The organism is Streptomyces sp. NPDC001700, from assembly GCF_053596435.1.
The window spans coordinates 631260-649986 of the sequence record NZ_JBSFGE010000002.1; the positions used below are offsets into that span (position 1 = coordinate 631260).

The 18727-nt window shown below is 71.4% G+C and carries 17 protein-coding genes and 1 pseudogene; 9 read left to right on the forward strand and 9 right to left on the reverse strand.

The window, feature by feature from the left end:
• Positions 1 to 26: 26 nt before the first annotated feature.
• Genes ACWC5C_RS05575 through ACWC5C_RS05585 form a run of 3 tightly spaced genes read right to left on the reverse strand, consistent with a single transcriptional unit; the run spans position 27 to position 2939 of the window.
• Complete coding sequence (locus ACWC5C_RS05575) at positions 27 to 776, reverse strand: cupin (protein WP_450874018.1); 750 nt, start codon at positions 774 to 776, stop codon at positions 27 to 29.
• A gap of 14 nt (positions 777 to 790) precedes the next feature.
• Positions 791 to 1738 (reverse strand): DUF6807 domain-containing protein, encoded by a 948-nt coding sequence (locus ACWC5C_RS05580; protein ID WP_450873946.1) that lies wholly within the window; start codon positions 1736 to 1738, stop codon positions 791 to 793.
• Between the two features lie 7 nt (positions 1739 to 1745).
• A complete protein-coding gene (locus ACWC5C_RS05585) occupies positions 1746 to 2939 on the reverse strand; it encodes a Gfo/Idh/MocA family protein (protein WP_450873948.1) in 1194 nt (397 codons plus the stop codon).
• Positions 2940 to 3165: 226 nt separating this feature from the next.
• Here ACWC5C_RS05585 and ACWC5C_RS05590 point away from each other — a divergent pair, with 226 nt between their 5' ends.
• Entirely contained in the window at positions 3166 to 4248 is a 1083-nt protein-coding gene (locus tag ACWC5C_RS05590; protein WP_450873950.1) for a LacI family DNA-binding transcriptional regulator, read from the forward strand.
• Positions 4249 to 4257: 9 nt separating this feature from the next.
• Here ACWC5C_RS05590 and ACWC5C_RS05595 read toward each other — a convergent pair whose 3' ends face one another.
• The 3 genes from ACWC5C_RS05595 to ACWC5C_RS05605 all read right to left on the reverse strand — a co-directional run bounded on the left by ACWC5C_RS05595 (position 4258) and on the right by ACWC5C_RS05605 (position 5924).
• A complete protein-coding gene (locus tag ACWC5C_RS05595; RefSeq protein WP_450873952.1) occupies positions 4258 to 4656 on the reverse strand; it encodes a VOC family protein in 399 nt (132 codons plus the stop codon).
• Positions 4653 to 5144, reverse strand: a complete 492-nt coding sequence (locus ACWC5C_RS05600) for a cupin domain-containing protein (RefSeq protein WP_450873954.1) — start codon at positions 5142 to 5144, stop codon at positions 4653 to 4655. The genes ACWC5C_RS05595 and ACWC5C_RS05600 overlap by 4 nt, the downstream gene beginning before the upstream one ends.
• Before the next feature lie 75 nt (positions 5145 to 5219).
• Positions 5220 to 5924 (reverse strand): lytic polysaccharide monooxygenase auxiliary activity family 9 protein, encoded by a 705-nt coding sequence (locus ACWC5C_RS05605; protein ID WP_450873956.1) that lies wholly within the window; start codon positions 5922 to 5924, stop codon positions 5220 to 5222.
• A gap of 118 nt (positions 5925 to 6042) precedes the next feature.
• Here ACWC5C_RS05605 and ACWC5C_RS05610 point away from each other — a divergent pair, with 118 nt between their 5' ends.
• The 3 genes from ACWC5C_RS05610 to ribD all read left to right on the forward strand — a co-directional run bounded on the left by ACWC5C_RS05610 (position 6043) and on the right by ribD (position 8179).
• Entirely contained in the window at positions 6043 to 6627 is a 585-nt protein-coding gene (locus ACWC5C_RS05610; RefSeq protein ID WP_450873958.1) for a class I SAM-dependent methyltransferase, read from the forward strand.
• Between the two features lie 67 nt (positions 6628 to 6694).
• Positions 6695 to 7297 carry a dihydrofolate reductase family protein gene (locus tag ACWC5C_RS05615; protein WP_450873960.1) on the forward strand — a complete coding sequence of 201 codons (603 nt, stop codon included), beginning with the start codon at positions 6695 to 6697 and terminating at the stop codon, positions 7295 to 7297.
• Positions 7298 to 7342: 45 nt separating this feature from the next.
• Complete coding sequence (gene ribD / locus ACWC5C_RS05620; RefSeq protein WP_450873962.1) at positions 7343 to 8179, forward strand: bifunctional diaminohydroxyphosphoribosylaminopyrimidine deaminase/5-amino-6-(5-phosphoribosylamino)uracil reductase RibD; 837 nt, start codon at positions 7343 to 7345, stop codon at positions 8177 to 8179.
• Positions 8180 to 8266: 87 nt separating this feature from the next.
• On the opposite strand, the gene ACWC5C_RS05625 is transcribed toward ribD, so the two are convergent.
• Positions 8267 to 8551: a hypothetical protein gene (locus ACWC5C_RS05625; RefSeq protein ID WP_450873964.1), complete on the reverse strand. Its 285-nt coding sequence runs from the start codon at positions 8549 to 8551 to the stop codon at positions 8267 to 8269.
• Between the two features lie 184 nt (positions 8552 to 8735).
• Between ACWC5C_RS05625 and ACWC5C_RS05630 the strand changes: the two genes are divergently transcribed.
• The 3 genes and pseudogenes from ACWC5C_RS05630 to ACWC5C_RS05640 all read left to right on the forward strand — a co-directional run.
• The gene (locus tag ACWC5C_RS05630; RefSeq protein WP_450873966.1) at positions 8736 to 9944 is read left to right on the forward strand and encodes a methyltransferase; all 1209 of its coding nucleotides are present in this window, start codon (positions 8736 to 8738) and stop codon (positions 9942 to 9944) included.
• A gap of 60 nt (positions 9945 to 10004) precedes the next feature.
• Positions 10005 to 11069, forward strand: coding sequence for a pyrimidine utilization protein A (gene rutA / locus ACWC5C_RS05635; RefSeq protein ID WP_450873968.1), 1065 nt, complete (start codon positions 10005 to 10007; stop codon positions 11067 to 11069).
• Positions 11070 to 11273: 204 nt separating this feature from the next.
• Positions 11274 to 11906, forward strand: a pseudogene (locus ACWC5C_RS05640) (sugar phosphate isomerase/epimerase family protein); the annotation flags it as partial.
• Here ACWC5C_RS05640 and ACWC5C_RS05645 read toward each other — a convergent pair.
• Positions 11896 to 12894, reverse strand: a complete 999-nt coding sequence (locus ACWC5C_RS05645; RefSeq protein WP_450873970.1) for an EamA family transporter — start codon at positions 12892 to 12894, stop codon at positions 11896 to 11898. The pseudogene ACWC5C_RS05640 and the gene ACWC5C_RS05645 sit on opposite strands and share 11 nt — an antisense overlap.
• 97 nt (positions 12895 to 12991) lie before the next feature.
• Between ACWC5C_RS05645 and ACWC5C_RS05650 the strand changes: the two genes are divergently transcribed.
• Together ACWC5C_RS05650 and ACWC5C_RS05655 are read left to right on the forward strand one after the other, a co-directional pair.
• Positions 12992 to 13903: a LysR family transcriptional regulator gene (locus ACWC5C_RS05650; protein WP_450873972.1), complete on the forward strand. Its 912-nt coding sequence runs from the start codon at positions 12992 to 12994 to the stop codon at positions 13901 to 13903.
• Positions 13904 to 14068: 165 nt separating this feature from the next.
• Positions 14069 to 17521: a glycosyltransferase gene (locus tag ACWC5C_RS05655; protein ID WP_450873974.1), complete on the forward strand. Its 3453-nt coding sequence runs from the start codon at positions 14069 to 14071 to the stop codon at positions 17519 to 17521.
• A gap of 4 nt (positions 17522 to 17525) precedes the next feature.
• Here ACWC5C_RS05655 and ACWC5C_RS05660 read toward each other — a convergent pair whose 3' ends face one another.
• Positions 17526 to 18203, reverse strand: coding sequence for a hypothetical protein (locus tag ACWC5C_RS05660; RefSeq protein ID WP_450873976.1), 678 nt, complete (start codon positions 18201 to 18203; stop codon positions 17526 to 17528).
• Positions 18204 to 18727 lie beyond the last annotated feature (524 nt).

Here is an 18727-nt window from a genome sequence, read left to right on the forward strand (position 1 = left end):
GTGTTCCTGTGGGGGGATGCCGGTGCTTATTCGCCGTAGTACGGGAGCGTCGCGCCGGGCAGTTCGTACTCGTCCCGGCGGCCGCACATGCCGTAACCGCCCCGGCGGCTGGGCCCGGTCGCGGTGACGCGCGCGTCGGCGAGGTGGGCCGGGTCGCCCTCGGCGAGCGCGGTCAGCTGCTCACCGGTGCGCTGGGCGGCGGCGAGCGCGCCGTCCCGCCAGCGCGGCTCCCAGTCCTTGACCTTGGGCGCGACGATCCGCACCGCCGCCTCGTGGAAGGCGCGCAGCGGAGCGTCGTCGCCCTTCTCGGCGGCGGCGCGCAGGGTCAGATAGCCCTCGACCGCCAGGTCCCGGCGGCGCCGCGCGGCCGCGTCCGCCTCCGGGCCCTCCTTGGCGGGCAGCGCTGCGGCCGCCGCGTACCGCTCGGGGTCGGCCAGCACCTCGGGCGGGAACGTGAACACCGCGTCCCCGGCCTCGGGCAGCCCGCTGTTCTGCATCAGCACGGTCACCTTGAGACCGCCGCCCTGCACCATGCGGTGCACCGTGCCGGGGGTGAACCACACCACCGCGCCCGGCTCCAGCGGCGTCTCGGTGAAGCCGTCCGCGACGGTCAGCGTCTGGACGGCGCCGCGCCCGGCGGTCACCACGTACGCCTCGGTGCAGGCGAGGTGGAGGTGGGGGCTGCCGCCGCACACGCCGTCGGCCGCCTCCCAGTCGTACGCGCTGATGTGGGACATCCCCACGCCGCCCGGCAGGGGGGCGGGCATCGCTGCCATCTCGCTCACCTGGCTCACCACCCGTGGTTCTTGAGGTAGCTCTCGGCGCGCGCCCGGTCCCACGCGCCGTCCGCGACCACCACGCGGTAGCGGTAGCCGAAGGACTCCCCCGGCGGCAGCTCGAACTCCTCGAAGAACGCCCACGAGGGGGCGACCGAGGGGATCGGCTCGGAGCGCACGAACCAGTGCGAGGCGTGGATCGCGTCAGCGTTCTCCGGAGCGTGCGCGAACAGCAGCGTCGAGTGCGCGTCGATGCCGTCGTGCTCACCGGTGAACGCGACCCAGGGGGCGTCGGTGGCCGCGGTGCCCATCAGGTCCGAGGCGCCCGCCTCGCCCTCGCCGCCGCGCCCGTCCGGGCCGAAGGCGTCGCCGCCGGTGAAGTCGCGGGGGCCGCGCCAGTTGAGCCCGGTATACCCGGCCATCTCGCGGCCCGCGGTGGTCGGGGAGCCGAAGTGCAGCGCCTCGCCGCGGGTATTGGTGAGGCGGATGGACCAGTCCAGGGCCCAGGTGCCCTCGTCCGGCTCGACCGAGTGCAGCTCGATGGTGCGCAGCTCGCGCGCCCACTCCTCGCCCCCGTTCTCCACCCAGGTGAGCTGCTCGGTGAAGCGCAGCCGGTCGTCGGTGACCGTGAACTCCCGGAAGCCGTCGTGCCGCATGGAGCCGACCCGCTCCTCGACCCGCTGGTAGCCCTCGTCGGGGCCGAGGTAGGAGTTGCCGCCCCAGAAGTTCTGGCCGGACAGATGGCTGGAGGTCATCTGCAGGCCCTTGTGCCAGCGGTGGTCGTTCGGCCGGTAACCGGAGACCGGGCTTCCGGCGAGGGTGCGCAGCGGGTGGGCGTACGGCTTACGGGCCTCGAAGGCGTCCGGGTCGGGCGCGTAGACGTACGCCATCAGCTCGACGCCGCCGGAGGCTACCGAGATCCGCTCGCCGTGGGTGTGGGTGACGGTGATCTGCTGGGTCATGACGGCCTCAGCTCTCCTTCTTCGTGGCCTGCGCGGTCTTCGTGGCCTTCGGTGCCTTCGGTGCCCACTCGGGGTGGCTTCCGTGCATGGCGTCGTAGTACGGGTCACCGGGCGCGATCTCCCCCGCGTGCACAGGCTGCGCGGTGAAGGCCGCCTTGTAGAGCGCGGCGATGAATTCGAGGGTGCGGCGGGCGTCCGGACCGCTGCCCGGGGGCCGTACGCCGTCCCGCATCGCGTCCAGCAGCCCGGCCAGCTGGGCGGCGTGCGAGCTGGGCAGATCGGCGGCGGGGGTGCGCCAGCGCTCCTGCCGGGCGGGCTCGTCGCGGACGTGCGGGGCGGGGGTGTAGACCCAGTCGTCGTTGCGGTGCCCGTAGAGGTGGGTCAGCTCGACGGTGGCGTCCGCGCAGTCGATACGGATGCGGCTGACCTCGTCGGGCGAGAGCACGCTGTTGACGACGGTGGCCATGGCGCCGTTCTCGAACCGGACCAGCGCGGTGGACACGTCCTCGCTCTCCACGTCGTGGACCAGCCGCCCGGCCATGGCGCGGATCTCGGTCCAGTCGCCGAGGAGGTGCAGCAGCAGATCCATCTGGTGGATGCCGTGGCCCATGGAGGGCCCGCCGCCCTCGCTGTCCCAGCGGCCGCGCCAGGGCACGGCGTAGTACGCGGTGTCCCGGTGCCAGGTGGTCTGGCAGTGCGCCACCAGCGGGCGGCCCAGCGCCCCGGTGGCCAGCAGGTCCTGGGCGTGGACGGCGCCCGAGCCGTAGCGGTGCTGGAAGACCACGGACGCGTACGGCCCGCCGGTCTCCTTTTCCGCCTCCGCGATCTCGTCGTACTCGGCGAGCGTGAGGCACAGCGGCTTCTCGCACAGCACCCACGCACCCGCTTCGAGCGCGGCCACCGTCTGCTCGCGGTGGAGGGACGGCGGGGTGCCGATGAGCACCAGGTCGGGGCGCTCGGCCTTCAGCATCGCGGCCACATCGGTATAACCGGCCACGGTGAATCCGGCGCTGTCGGCGGCCGTCGTACGGAACGCGTCGAGCCGTTCCGCGTCCACGTCGACCGCGGCGACCAGCTCGACCCGGTCGGCGTGATCGCGCAGGGCGGGCAGATGACTGCCCGAGACGATGGCTCCGGTGCCGATGACCGCGGCACGGATGCGGGCGGGTGCTGCTGCGGCGGCGGACTGCGGTGTCGCCATGGAGTGAGGCTCCTCGCCAACGGGACGGAAAGCGCTTGCTGGGGGTCGACCCTAGGCACGGTCCGGATGTCAGGACAAGACCCCGGCGAGCAGATTCCCGCGCCCGTTCCCGGTTCGATATGCGATGGCCGTGACGGCGCTGACCAGTGAGACGATGGACCCGGCCCCACCAGCGCACGCGGTGTCCCACCCCTCGTCACCCAGGTGACCATCCGACGGAGGAAACATGGCAGTGACCCTGGCCGACGTGGCCGCACGGGCTCGGGTCTCGGCGGCGACCGTGTCGCGCGTCCTGAGCGGCAACTATCCGGTTGCCGAATCGACCCGGGCCCGGGTGCTGCGTGCCGTCGAGGATCTGGAGTACGTGGTCAACGGCCCGGCAAGCGCTCTCGCGGCCGCCACGTCGGATCTGGTCGGGGTGCTGGTCAACGACATCGCGGACCCCTTCTTCGGCATCATCGCGGGCGCCGTGCAGTCCGAGATGGGCGCGCCGGGTGCCGCTGGAGCTAACGGCTCCATCGGCTCCGGCGGCGAACAGGTGCGCGGCGCCGAGAAGCTGGCCGTCATCTGCAATACGGGCGGCTCGCCCGAGCGCGAGCTGAACTACCTCACCCTGCTCCAGCGGCAGCGCGCCGCCGCCGTCGTCCTCACCGGCGGCGCGGTCGAGCGCCCCGGCCACGCCGAGGCGGTCGCCGTCAAGGCGTCCCGGCTCGCCGCCTCCGGGACCCGGGTGGTGCTGTGCGGGCGGCCCCCGATCGAGGACGCGATCACCCTCACCTTCGACAACCGCGGCGGCGCCCGCCGCCTGACGGAGCATCTGCTGACCCTCGGCCACCGCCGCATCGGCTACGTCGCGGGCCCCGCCGAGCGCACCACCACCCGCCACCGGCTGGAGGGCCACCGCCAGGCCCTGGTCGCGGCCGACCTGGCGGGGGACGCGGAGCAGCTGACCGTCCACGGCCTCTACGACCGAGCCTCCGGCTACGACGCCACCCTCGAACTCCTGCGCCGTGACGCCGGTCTGACCGCCATCGTGGCCGCCAACGACACCATCGCCCTCGGCGTCTGCGCGGCCCTGCGCGACCAGGGCCTGCGGATCCCCGAGGACGTCTCGGTGGCGGGCTTCGACGACCTCCCCTTCAGCGCCGACGCCGTCCCCGCCCTGACCACGGTGCGGCTGCCGCTGCACGACGCCGGGGTACGCGCCGGGCGCCTCGCCCTCGGCCGCGAGCCGCAGCCGCCGGGCGGCGTGGCCATGATCCGCGCCGAACTGATGGCCCGCGCGTCGACGGCCCCGCCGAAGCGCTGACGCGCGCGTCTAACCCCAGGTGCGCGAGCACAGGACGAGACGGTAGCCGTCCGGGTCGGCGACGGTCACTCCATGCTCGTCCCAGTACGGGTTGTGCGCCGGAACCCTGGTCCCGCCGGTGGCCACCAGGCGGTCGACCAGGACCTCGTCCACGGGGCCGCCCAGGTAAACCACGAACAGGTCGTCCACGGTCGGGGTCGGCTCCAGCGGGCGCTCGGGGTCGCGCGTCAACTCGAAGTGCCAGGACGCCCCCTTGAGGCCGACCATCAGCAGATCGTGCTCGCCCGGGACGCGGCCGGTGGTCCGCCACAGCACGTCGAGTCCGAGCCCGTGCACGTAGAAGCGTTCGGCGGCGGCGAGGTCCCGCGAGGGGCGGGCCACCCGGACGTGCGTCGTGGAGCCGATCACGCGGAGCCCTCCAGGGCGGCACGCCACACCGGGCTGTCGACGTAGTGGTTGTCGAATCTCTCGGCTGACTCGGCGATCTCCTTCGGGTCGGCCTCCCCGCGCATCACTCGCCCGAGCAGCCGCAGATAGTCGAACCGGCCCATGCCCGGGGTGAACACGAACAGGACATCCGCCTCGGCGCCGGGCGCGGCGGCGAAGGCGTGCGGGGTGCGCGGCGGCACCGCGAGGAAGTCGCCCTCGTCAAGAACGGTGACCTCCTCGCCCACCAGCACGCGCAGGGACCCGCCGATCACGAAGAACAGCTCCGTCGCCTTGGTGTGGAAGTGGGCCGGTGCCCCCACGGCCCCCTTGGCGAAGGTGGACCGGTAGCTCGTGAAGCCGCCGGGCGTGCCGTCCGACTCGCCGAGCAGGGTCATCACACTGCTGGGGTCGGCACAGGTCTCGGCGTCCGCGCGGCGGGTCAGTACCGCCGTGTTCTCTGCAGTCATATGGCGACCGTACGGCCTGGAATGACCCGCTGCCCGGGTCATTCCAGCACCAAAATCACGGGTCAATTACATGGGTCACCCAGGAAAGATCACATCACTGCACGAGTAGAAGGTCTGGTCGAAGTGGCTGGCCTGCCAGACCATGAAGACCACATGGCGCCCGGTGCGCCTGGGGGCGTTGACCGGGATCGAGACCGTGACCCCGTTGAGGCTGGGGTCGGTGGAGGTCTCCCCCGCGCCCGGCGCGATCTTGCCGGTCTGGGCGACGAGTTCGAGGTTGCTCCAGCGCAGCGGCTGGGTGACCGGATCGTAGCCCTGCTTGGTCACATAGACGCGGTAGTAGTCCGCACCGTGCCGAGCCTGGTCGTGGTTCTTGAACGTGAAGCTGTTCCCGACCGAGGTGGCCTCCCACTTCCCGGGCACGTCCATCGCGTTGTACCGCCCGGACGAGGTACGCCCGGCGCTGCACAGCTGCCCATCGGGCAGCGCGGCCTGGTGATTGCCCGCGACGCCCTCGCGATAGAGCCCGTTCCAGTTCCACATGGCGTTGGTGTCGGCCTGCCACGCCTGCCAGCACATGGGGTCCTTGGTCTTCATCTCCGGATTCTGGAAGTCCCCGCCCCACCGCTTCCAGCACCCGTAGTTGCGCGACGCCGGGCCAATGGCCGACCCATGCGCGGCGGCGGTGTCCACCAGCGCCACGGTGGCCAGCAGCGTCGCGGCGGACGCGACAGCCGAGGCGCGAAGACCCCAGCAACGAACATGCCCATGACAATTCACTGCGCCTCCAGCTCCGCTTCGGGATGTGCGCGGGAGCGCTCCCATGCTAGGACGGGGATCATGAGTCGGCCAGACACATGACGATGCGCCATCCCGGCCGGGAGTAGGGTCCGCCCGCATGGCGCTGAACTACAACGACCACTACCACCCGCTCCTGCTGAAACAGATCCCGGCCGGGGCGCGCACGGCCCTGGACGTCGGCTGCGGCACGGGCCGCTTCGCCCGGCTGCTCGCCGCCCGGGGCCTGTCGGTCGACGGAATGGACCCCAACGCCGCCGTCATCGAGTCCGCCCGCGCCACCGGCGGCGGCCCCCGGTACCGCCAAGCCGACGTACGCGAGGCGCACCTGCCCGACGCCCACTACGACGTCATCTCGTGCATCGCCAGCCTCCACCACATGCCGTTCGACACGGTGCTGACGCTACGGAAGGCCCTCGCACCCGGCGGCATCCTGACGGTGCTCGGGCTCTACGAGATCAACTCACCCGCCGACTTCGTTTGGGCCTTCCCGGCGAAGTCCCTGCTCCACGCGCAACGCCTCCTCCCCAGGCGCCACCGCCCCACCCCGCCCGTACAGATCCCCCTCGTCTGGCCGCCCCCACTGACCTACGCCCAAACCCGCACCGAAACCACCCGCCTCCTCCCCGGCGCCACCCTGCGCCGCCTGCTCTTCTGGCGCTACCTGCTGGTGTACCGGGGCTAGCGCGCCGATGAGTTTCGTCTCCGGGTCCGGTCTACCTTCTGGATCAACGGTGATTGAAGGAGACGAGATGGGTCACGGCTCAACGCCTGGCGGTCGGCCGCAGCAAGTGTTCGCGTTCTTGTTCTGCTCCCTCGACGGCTATCACGAGGGCCCCGATGGAGAGTTGGACTGGGGCCTCACCGACGAGGAGTTCTTCGACTGGAACCTCCGCCAGGCCTACGAAGTGGGCGCCCTGCTGCTGGGCCGCCGCACCTACGAGCACTTCGCCGAGGTCTGGACGTCGGCCCCGGCCGCGGAGCGAATGCCGGAGATCGCGGCCTTCATGAACGCCGTGCCCAAGACGGTGGTGACGACCAGTGGCCAGGTCACCCCCTGGGAGGGCACCCGCGTCACCGACGGCCGCGACCTGACCGCCGAAGTCGCCCGGCTGCGGGCCGAATCCACCGGTGACATCGCGATCTTCGGGAGTTCAGGACTCACCGTGACGCTGCTGGAGCAGGGGTTGGTGGACGAGCTGCGGATCCTGCTCAACCCGGTGCTGCTGGGCCACGGCCGGAGCCTGTTCGCCGGTCTGCGGGACCGTATCGACCTGACCGCCGGGGCGGTGACCGTCTTCCGCTCGGGCAACGTCCTCCTGCGGTACCGGCCGCCGGGCCGTTCCGGTGCGTAACAATGCTCTCGACGCAGTCGCAGTCAAGGAGAATGCGGGGTTCTCATGGCCACGCCGGACGAGCTGACGGCCATGCGGCGAGCCATCGCCCTCTCCGCCCAAGGCCTCGGGACGACGAGCCCCAACCCGCCCGTAGGGTGCGTGATCCTCGACCGCGACGGTGTGCCGGTCGGCGAGGGGTACCACCTCCGCAAGGGAGACCACCACGCCGAGGTCAACGCGCTCGCGGTGGCGGGTGAGCGGGCCGAGGGCGGCACGGCCGTGGTGACGCTGGAGCCCTGCAACCACCACGGCCGGACCCCGCCATGCCGACAGGCGTTGATCGACGCGAAGGTGTCCCGCGTCCTGATGGCCGTCATGGACCCCACTTCGCGCGGGGAAGGTGGCGCGGTCGTGCTGGGGCGGGCGGGCATCGCGGTGGAGCGCGGCGTCCTGGAGCAGGAAGCGCTGCTCGTCCTCGGCCCATGGCTGCACTCGCTGCGTACGGAGCGGCCACACATCACCTGGGCGTACGGCGCCCGGGCCGCGAACGAGCTACGCCGCACCCACGACCTGGTGATCCGGCGGAACGGGACGATCGAGGAGGGCGCACCCGGCGGGCACGGGGAAGGCACCTTCCACGTCCCGCATCAGCTGGTTGGCGACGAGCCCGAGACCATCCCGCGCGCCTTGGCCGAGGCGGGGGCGCGCACGGTGCTGATCGAAGGCGCCGCGAACGACGCGGCACGGCTGCTCGCCGATGCCGTGGACCGCGTGATCATCGACGTGCCTCAGACGCCCCCGTCGTCGGAGAGCGGGAGCACGCTCCCCGAGGGGTTCCGTCTGGTCGCCGTACAGCCCGTGGGCCACTACGTGCGGCTCACGGCGGAACGGGCGACGTAGGTCGGTCGGCGCACTGGCCCTTGATCACGGCGGCGGCGGCCTTGCGGGCGTGGCGGCGGGTGGTGGTGCGGTGCCCCATGGCCTTCGTCAGTTTTTGCGGCGGCGCCCTTGCCCGTAGGGGCCGTTCCGGTCATGGGCCCGCCACTCCTCCTGATGAATGTCGCGGTCTTCGCTGTCCGCCGCCCTGCTTCCGGGAGTCTCGATGGTCTCCCCGCGCTCGATCTTGGCCTGCATCGTGACACTGCGGTCGACGTGTTCATCACTGAAGTTGCCGCTGTTGCGCTCGCGCGGTAGCCCCGGCGGGACCGGCTCGGTGGCGAGCTGCTTGACCTTGTTGCGCTGCGGCTCAGCCGTGGCGTTCGTACTGCTCATTGATGACCCCCCGGTCTCGCTGAAAATCCCCTTACAGCGTGTAGAGATCATTCCCCGAAAAGCCCACGTAGAAACGGGAGTTGACTTCTCGGACGGCTCCTTTTGGGCCTCCTGCCGGTGACACGAGCGACCCCCGTCCCGGAAACCGCTCGCGCCGAGGCGGCCGTACCGGAAGGATCGGTTCATGCGCACCACGGGTGCGCACCCCACAAGAGCAAAGGTGTACCCCCTGAGCACGCAGCAGGTCATCGAGTGGACCGAGGACGGCCAGCCCCAGGCCGCCGCATGGCGGTCCGAGAGCGGGGCGCCGCCGCCGCGGCGCGTCACGATCGCGGACGACCGGATGACGGCGGACGCCGCGTACCGCCTCGTCTGCGAGGGCACCGCGCTGCTCTGGCGCGGCGACTACCAGGGCGCCCGGCAGTTGCTCGCCGCGCTGGCGCGGCGGGTGGACCGGGGGCCGCGGCGGCCCCGGGGGCGGCGTGGCCCGGCGGAGGGCGCGGCGGAGGCGTTCCACCGGCACCGCCAGGAGCAGGGGCGGCGGGCCCGGCTGCTGGGGATGCTGCTGGTGCCGCTGGACGCCGACCTCGCCGTACCGCTGCGCCGGGCGCCGGACGTACGGGAGGCGTGCGCGCACGCGTACGGCCCGGCAAGCGGACCGGCCGTCGTCTCGCTGCGGGAATTACTCGGCCTCATCGGCGCACACGAGTGGCGCGAGAAGGGCGTCGAGATCCCGGCGCTCGGCGGCGACCGCATCCATCCGTACTACGGGGTCTTCTCACCGGTGCGCGGCGAGTACGTCGACCTGGTGGCCGAGGCCCCGCTGCCCGCCTCGTGCGCGGCCGCGTTCGACATCGGCACCGGGACGGGCGTACTGGCCGCCGTGCTCGCGCGGCGCGGCGTCGAGCACGTGGTGGCCACCGACCAGGACGCGCGGGCGCTGGCGTGCGCGCGGGAGAACGTGGCGCGGCTGGGGGTCGCCGAGCGGGTGGAGGTGGTCCGGGCGGACCTGTTCCCGCCGGGCCGCGCCCCGCTCGTGGTCTGCAACCCGCCCTGGGTCCCGGCGCGCCCCAGCTCGCCGGTCGAGTACGCGGTGTACGACCCGGGCAGCCGCATGCTGCACGGCTTCCTGAACGGGCTCGCGGACGCCCTCACCCCCGGCGGCGAGGGCTGGCTCATCCTCTCCGACCTCGCCGAACACCTGGGGCTGCGGACCCGCGAGGAGTTGCTGGGCGCCTTCGAGGCGGCGGGGCTGCGGGTCGTCGACCGGCTCGACACCCGCCCCGCCCACCGCCGCGCCACCGACCCCGGCGACCCGCTGCACGCGGCCCGGGCGGCGGAGGTGACGTCGCTGTGGCGGCTGACCACACAATGCGACGATGGGACGAGGTGACGGGGCGCCACATTCTCGTCGCCTTTTGTCTGTGACGAGAACGACCCGCTGAGGAGCGGCATGGATATCGGCGTCTTCATCCCCATCGGCAACAACGGCTGGCTCATCTCGAAGAGTTCTCCGCAGTACATGCCGACCTTCGAACTGAACAAGGCCATCGTGCAGAAGGCCGAGGAGCACGGGCTCGACTTCGCGCTGTCGATGATCAAGCTCAAGGGATTCGGCGGCGATACCGAGTTCTGGGACCACTGCCTGGAATCGTTCACCCTGATGGCGGGCCTGGCCGCGGTGACGGAGCGGATCAGGCTGTACGCCTCGACGCCGATCCTCGCCCTGCACCCGGCGATCACCGCGCGCATGGCGGCGACGGTCGACTCGATCGCCCCCGGCCGGTTCGGCGTCAACATCGTCACCGGCTGGGCGCCCGGCGAGTACTCCCAGATGGACCTGTGGCCCGGGGACGAGCACTTCGGCAACCGCTACGCCCGGGCCGCGGAGTACGTGACCGTCATGAAGGAGCTGTGGCAGGAGGGCGTCAGCGACTTCAAGGGCGAGTTCTACGCCATGGACGACTGCGTGCTGTCGCCGCGCCCGGCGAACGGGCACATCGACATCGTCGCCGCCGGGCAGAGCGCCACCGGCATGAAGTTCGCCGCCGAGCACGCCGAGTACAACTTCATCCTGGGCAGCGGTGTCAACACCCCGCTCGCGCTCTCGGACACCACGGGCGCGCTCGTGGACGCGGCGCGCGAGACCGGGCGCGATGTCGGGGCGCTCTCGCTGTTCATGGTCATCGCGGACGAGACCGACGAGGCCGCCCAGGCGAAGTGGAAGGACTACCACGACAACGCCGACCACGCGGCGCTGGCGTACATGGCCGGGGAGACGGCCACGGACACCACCTCCGAGGGCTCCTCCACCGCCCGGACCATCTCGCTGCCCGAGGGCGCGGTGAACTTCAACATGGGCACGCTCGTCGGCTCGTACGAGACGGTCGCGGCGATGCTCGACGAGGTCGCGGAGGTGGAGGGCACCAAGGGGATCATGCTGGTGTTCGACGACTTCCTCGAAGGCCTGGACAACTTCGGTACGCGCATCCAGCCGCTGATGAAGTCCCGGACGTGACGTAGAGCGCCGTCCTTCGGCACGGCGGGATTGACCGCGCCCCCGCCGCTGCCTAGCGTCCGGATTGAAGATCCGGAAGGAAGGTACCCGTCCTCCGGAAGCCACCTCCCGGAACCCTCCCGGAAGCCCCTCCGGAAGCCCCTCACCCCCACGGAGCCCGCCATGAAGCTCGCCTTCTCGACCCTCGGCGTCCCCGGTCTGCCCATGCCCGACGTCGCCCGGCTCGCCGCCGCGAACGGGTACCACGGTGTCGAGCTGCGCGGGCACCCCGAGGAGCCCGTGCACCCCGGGATCGCCCCGGACGAACGGGCCAGGGTGGCGGCGGAGTTCCGGGCCGCCGGGGTGGAGATCCTGACCGTCGCCGGGTACGTACGGGTCGCGGCGGAGGGCCCCGACGAGGAGGTCCTGACCGGGCTGCGGGACCTGGTCAGGCTCGCCCACGACCTGGGCGCGCGCAACGTCCGCGTCTTCCCGGGCGGCGGCGACCGGAGCGCCGCCGAGGCGGACGCGTCGGCCGCCGCCCGCTTGGGCGACGCCGCGCCGTACGCCACGGAGCTGGGCGTACGGATCCTGCTGGAGACCCACGACTCGCACCGCACCGGCGCCGACGCGGCCCGCGTCCTCGGGCCGGTCGGACACGGCAGCGTCGGCGCGATCTGGGACGTGATGCACCCCTGGCTGGGCGGCGAGGACCCCGCCACCAGCTACGCGGCCCTCTCCCCGCACCTGGGCTACGTCCAGGTCAAGGACATCGCCTCAGCCGATGACACCACCCCGCTGGCGCTGGGCGCGGGCGTGCTGCCGCTGACCGAGTGCGTGGAGCTGCTCAGCCGTGAGGGGTGGGACGGCTGGCTGTGCTGGGAGTACGAGAAGCGGTGGTACCCGGCGGCGCGGGAACTGCCGGAGTTGCTGGCCCCGGGCCGGGACCACCTGCTGCGGCTGCTCGCCGACGCGGCCTGAGCCCGGAGAGGCGTACGGACGGGAGCGATGTCAGCGCCACGCCGCCCACCAGCAGCGCCGCCGCCAGCCAGCGCAGCGGGCTGATCCCCTCGCCCAGCAGCAGCGCCGCCGAGGACATGCCGAAGACCGGCACCAGCAGGGAGAAGGGGGCCACCGCGGAGGCGTCGTACGTGCGCAGCAGGAAGCTCCAGATGCCGAAGCCGAGCACGGTGGCGCCCCAGGCGACGTAGACGATGGCGCCCGCCCCGGACCAGTCGAGCGCGGTCAGCGCGTGCATGCCAGGGTCCGCGCCCTCGAACATCAGCGACAACCCGAGCAGCGGCAGGACGGGCACCACGCTCACCCACACCATGAAGCTCAGCGGGTCGGGCGGGGCGGCCTTGCGGGTGAGGACGTTCGACACGCCCCAGAAGGCCGCCGCCGCGATGACGAGGACGAAGCCGAGCAGCGGGCCCGAGGTGCCCTCGTCGAGGGCGGCGACGCCGATACCGGTGAGCGCCACCGCCATGCCCAGCAGCCGTCGGCGGCCGGGGCGTTCGGCGAGGGCGACGGCCGCGAACAGCGCGGTGAACACCGCCTGGATCTGCAGCACCAGCGAGGACAGCCCGGCGGGCATCTCCTCCCGCATCCCGATGAACAGCAGCCCGAACTTCCCCACGCCCAGCGTCAGCCCGACCCCCGCGATCCACCGCCAGGAGACCTGCGGCAGGCCGACGAAGAAGATCGCGGGCACCGCCGCCACCAGGAAGCGGAGCGCGCAGAAGAGGAGCGGCGGGAAGTGGTCGAGGCCGATGTCGATGACCACGAAGTTGACGCCCCACAGGGCCGTGACAAGCACGGCGAGGCCGATGTGTGCAGGTCGCATAGGAAAGAGGATCGGGTGGCGGGACCTTTTAGCACCAGCGCGGATGACTTCATGGTTGGATGCAGCATCCGTAAAACGTGAGTGGGGGTCGGCTGCCTTGCTGGATCTGTCCCGGCTGCGGGCGCTGCACGCGGTGGCCGTGCACGGTTCGGTCAGCGCGGCCGCCATCGCGCTCGGCTACACCCCGTCCGCCATATCGCAGCAGATCGCCAAGTTGGAGCGGGAGACCCGGACCACGCTGCTGGAACGGCAGGGCCGGGGCGTCGTCCTCACCGACGCGGCCCAGCATCTGGCCGCCACCGCGCAGCAGCTCCTCGCGATCGTCGAACGGGCCGAGACCAGCCTGGAGGAGCGGCGCGGACAGCCGACCGGGCGGCTGGTGATCGGCGCCTTCGCGTCCGCCGCGCGGGGGTTGCTGCCCGCCGTACTGGCCCGGCTCGCCGCCGAGCACCCGACGCTGGACGCCCGGCTCGTCGAGGTCGACCCGCACCTGTCGGTGGACCTGGCGGCGCAGGGCGTCATCGACCTGGCCGTCGCCCACGACTGGGACATCGCCCCGCTGCCCGCCCCGGACGGGCTCCGGCGCGCGGTCATCGGGGACGACCTGTGCGATGTCCTCGTACCGGTGGGGCATCCCCTGGCGGGGCGCGACGTGCTGCGGCGGACGGATCTGCCGGGGCAGCGGTGGATCTGCCAGCCGCCGGGGTCGGTGTGCCACGACTGGCTCGTACGGACGCTACGGGCGTCCGGCAGCGAACCGGATCTGGCGTACCAGGCGGCGGAGAACCACACCCAGATCGCCCTGGTGGCGGCGGGCCTGGGCATCGCCCTGATGCCCCGCCTGGGGCGCGGGCCCCTGCCGGAGGGGGTCCGCGCGGTCCCCCTCGACCCGCTGCCGGTACGCCGCCTCTACGCCCTCTGGCGCGAGGGCGCCGCCCGCCGCCCCGCGATCACCGAAACGGTGGCGGCCCTGACCGAGGAGTGGCCCCGCCGAGCCGCCGCCGCGTAACGCCTCGGGCCGACATTCCCCCACCCGAACCGGAACGCTCCGAACCTCCGTTCGCAAGGCCCGACGGGGCGGTCGGTCAGCATGCTCCGGCTCCGAGACACTGCCGCAGAACGCTCCCGGTGCGCCCCGTGGGGATCGTACGATCGAGGCGAGGTGAGGGGGCTCATGGACATCTCCGCGTTACGCAATCCCTACGACTACCGGAACCCGGTGCGCGATGCCGCGTTCTTCGCCGGCCGGGGCAAGGAAGTCGCGATCATCAAGTACGAGCTCGATCAGGCGGCCGTGGACCGCCCGTCGGTCTGTGTCGTCCTCCACGGGCCACGAGCGGCCGGGAAGACGAGCCTGCTCAACGCCACCGAGTGGATGGCCAGGAAGAACGGGTTCGCCACCGTACGCGTGGAGCTGATCGAGGGCGACGGGGAGCCTGCGGTCTTCTTCCGGAAGGTGTACGAGGAGCTGGTCTCCGCGATCATCGCCGAGGGCACGGACGGGCTGAGCGTCCCCGAACCCGCCGCGGTGCGGCGGGTGATGGCCGGAGCGGCCGACGCCGCCTCGGTGGCACCACTGGAGTTCCCCGAAGCGGTGGCACTCGCCGGGCCGGAAGGGCGGGTGCCGGAGGCGGCCCTGCGGGCCGATCTCGCCCACTTCATACGGCTACTCGGGCATCCGATCGTCCTGCTGGTCGACGAAGCCCAGCTGATGGCCCACGATGCCCGTGCGCTGTCCGCGCTGCGGTTCCTCACCTCACGCGTGGACGGGCTGGTGCTGGTACTCGCGGGCACCTCCGGGCTCATCGATCGGATCACCGACGTTCACTCACCGATCCTGCGGCAGTTCAAGGAAATCCCACTCAGAGGATTCGTCGAGTGGGAGGACGTCTACGCGTGCATGGAGCGCCCGCTCGTGAGCGTTGGCATTCACGGCCTCACATCGACCAGTGTGGTGTCCGCCCTGAGACAGCTCACGGACGGAAATCCCTACGAGATCCAGCTGTACTGCCATGAGATGTTCGCCCGCTGGCAGCGTGGTGCGGCCAAAGGCATGAAGCTCACCACGGAAGTGCTGGAAGGCATCCGTTCCCGCATGGAGTCGGGGCGCGATGTCCTGGAGCGCCCGCTGATCCGCGCGGTGCGCGCGATGGAACGGCATGACCTCATCGCGTTCAACGTGCTGTCCTCGGCACTCGGGCACGCGACGGCGGAAGAAGCCTGGTTCGCCTACACCATGGCCGGATCACCGGAGATCACACAGGCGCAGTACGACCAATGTCGACAAGCACTGGTTGCGGACGGCATCCTCGCCGATGAGGACACCATGCGGTTCGCCGTGCACACCGAACTCTTCGACGAGATCTACGCGCGGCTGTGGACGGTCGGGACGGTCGGCTCCGCCCCCCACGCTCAGTACACCAGCCGGAACAGCCTCCACCAGCTGCTGGTCCAGCGTCTCAACCATCTCCTGTACGACTTCGCAGCCGGGCCGCTCCGGACGTTCCCCACCTGCTGCTCCGCCATGAACGGGAGTGATATCGAGGAGATCTTCGACGCTCTGGAGATGTTGCCCGAGCCGGGGCCGGACGCCGCCCCGCGGATCAATCTCCTGCATGACGCGATCCTGCGGGCGGGCGAGCCCTCCGCTCTCGACCTCACCACCGTGACCTGCACCTATGCCGGTCATACCGTGGAGCGCTGGCTGTACGCGGCGGACACGGACGACATCACCCTGGCCGACTCTTCCGACTTCAAGACGGCCGCCGAGCAGATCGCACAGCTCGGCGGCGAGCTCACTGCCGACCGGGTCCGCGTGCCGCTCCAGTCGTGGCCGGCGCGAAGCTGGTTCCAGAAGGCGACAGGGAGAGTGCGGACCGAACTCGCGGGCAACCACCTCACCGCGGCATACGCCACGTATAGGCAGGGTGACGTCCCGGCCTCGATCGACCATCTTCGAGCCTCGTTCGCGCTGGCCCCCGGCTGGGAGCAGGCCAACAACTTGACGTACCTGACCCTGGCCAACGGAGACACGGACGACGCGCTCACCTGGGCGGAACGCGCCCTGGCCCTGGCCGAAGAACCTCGGAACCGCTCCCTGATCCTCTACAACGCGGCCATGGCCCAACTCCGCGCAGGAGATTGGGCCGCGGCCGCCGACCACTTGGCAAACGCGGCCGAAGCGCTGGACAGCGTGGCGATGCCCTATTACACCCTGGAGTTTCTGCTCGTGCCGAACCCCGACGACCCAGCGACCCTGCACGAGGAGACCGTGGTCGACCTAGCTGACGCGGTGCGGCGCGCCCGTGCCCTGCTCGGCCCGGATCCCGCCACCAGCCCGGGAATTCCTCAGCAGCGGAACGGGGAGGACCCCGAGAAGGGCACGCCCCGGCCCCAAGGCGCCGACCATTCCGCGCCCGGCCGCCGAGCACCGGTCGTCCTGTCCGTGGCCACCGAGTGGGGGTCCTCCCACGGCGGGCTCAGCACCTTCAACCGCAATCTGTGCCGCGCTCTGGCCAACGCCGGAGCGCAGGTGTTCTGTGTGGTGCTCACCGCCGCATCCGAGGAGCTGGCGGCGGCGGCCGAGGCGGGCGTCACCCTGCTTCCGGCTCCCGACATGCCCGGAGCCTCCGAGGACATGCGGCTCACCAACCGACCGGTACTTCCCGCGGGGACACTGCCCGATCTGGTGCTGGGACACAGCCGGATCACCGGACCGGCGGCGAAGAAGATCACCGACGACTTCTTTCCCACGGCCCGCCGACTGCACTTCGTCCACATGGCCCCGGACGAGATCGAGTGGTACAAGCCGGACCGCAGGACGGACGCCGGGCTGCGGGCCGAGGAACGGACGGACATCGAGCGCGCGCTCGGCAGGAGCGCCCACCGCGTGGTCGCGGTCGGCCCCCGGCTGTACGAGCACTTCCTGGCCGAGTTCCCCGCTTCGGAGGCCCTTGCGCCGCTGCGGCTCGACCCGGGGTTCGACTCCGCCGCCTCCTCGGCACCCCGCGTACCGCCGGGCGGTTCGCCGTGGCGGGTGCTGCTGATCGGCCGTACCGAGGACGCCCCGCTGAAGGGGGTGGATCTCGCCGCTGCCGCGTGCGGCCGGGTCGCGACATGGCTGCACGAAGACGGGCTGCGCCGGCTCAGGCTGCTCGTCCGCGGGGCCCCGGAAGCCGCTGTGGACGAGCAGCGAGCGACAATCACGGAGTGGGCGGCCAATCCCCAACTCGAAGTCGTCGTCCGCGCGTACGCATCCGCCAAGGAGCGCGTCGCCAACGACCTGAACAGTGCCAGCCTGGTGATCGTGCCGTCACGGTCCGAGGGGTTCGGTCTGGTCGGCGTCGAAGCGATCGCCCAAGGCGTTCCCGTTCTCGTCAGTTCGGGGAGTGGTCTCGCGCAGCTGCTGCGCGAGACCCTCGGGCATGAGGCGGCCGATCCGTTTGTCGTGTCCATGTCCGGAGACGACGAACGGGACACGGAGAAGTGGGCGCGGGCCATCGACCGGAAGCTGCGGGATCGCGACGGCGCCTTCCGGCGGACGGCGGAGCTGCGCGCGCGGCTCGCGGAGCGAGTGCCGTGGAGCGAGGCCGCCGCCGTGGTGCTCGGCGCCATCGCGCCGCGGTGAGCCCTTATGCCGGTGCGAACGCGGCGGTGGAGACGTCGCGTTCGAGTACAGCCCGGTGGAACTCGTAGGTGACGATGTCGGAGATCTTGATCAGCAGGCAGTAGCGATCCTCCGAGGCGATCTCCCTGGCCACCCGCGCGTACTCGCGCCGGAGGAAGTGGATGGCGGCCTGGTTCGCCAGCGCGCTCTGCCCGCACACCAGGACCACGGGGCGGCTCGACTCCTCGGGGGTGAACTTCGCGACGAGGGCGTATTCCTCATTGTCCTGATCGAAGAGGTACTGTTCTCCGCCGACCGAGAAGGCCACCGCATCGCGCCGATCGCTGTACGGGTGGATGGTGACGCCCGGCAGATGCGCGGCGAGGTGCCCACCGGCGCGGACATTGGCCTCGCCGAGGGGGCCGCCGACGCAGAACTCGGTGCGGTCACCGTTGCTGCCGCGGAAGGAGCCGGAGGCCACCGAGACCTGACAGCCCAACTCGCCGGCGAGCATGGCCAGCTCCACCACGGCCCGCACGTCCCGGTGGTGAACCGCGCGGGGCGCGTTGTACTTGTTGGGCAGCACGACGAGGCAGGTCTCTCCGGGCCTGACACCGAAGAAGCCCGCCTTCCTGTTCAGCGTCCGGGTGCGCTTGCCGCGCTCCCACAGCCAGACGAGCCCACCGCCCAGAAGGCTGGTCACCAGCCCCAGCGCTATGTTCGCGAGCGCGGAAAGAATCGCTCCCCCTCCCCTTGCGGATCGATCTCGGGCCTCATTCTCCCCGGCGCGGGCGGAACCGGACCGCTCGGCGGGGCGTCCCATCGCCGTGCTGTTGGAGAGTCTCCGCACGGCGTCATCGGCCTCGCTGCTGGCTGCGTCGCTGACCACCCTCCTCGCCGCCTGCGGCCACCAGCACCCCGCCGCCGGCGCGCACCCCTCCCAGAGCGTCGGCGGCACGGGCCGCGTCACTTCGCCGCCCCTTGATGAACGAAGTCGTCTGGTCCTGGACGAAGTTGAACCGAATCACCGGTTCCCATTGACCGGGCCCCACCCGGCACACCAGCGTGTCATATGAACACCAGCCACCGTTCCTATTGACCGAGCGGGAGTGAGTCCTGGCACCAGAACTCGTGCTCAGCCGGGCACCCCGAACGGTTGTGGGCACCCTGGTCGCCCGCTTTCGCTCCGCACCCGGCGCCGACGGATCGTGTCCGTGGTCCGGGAAT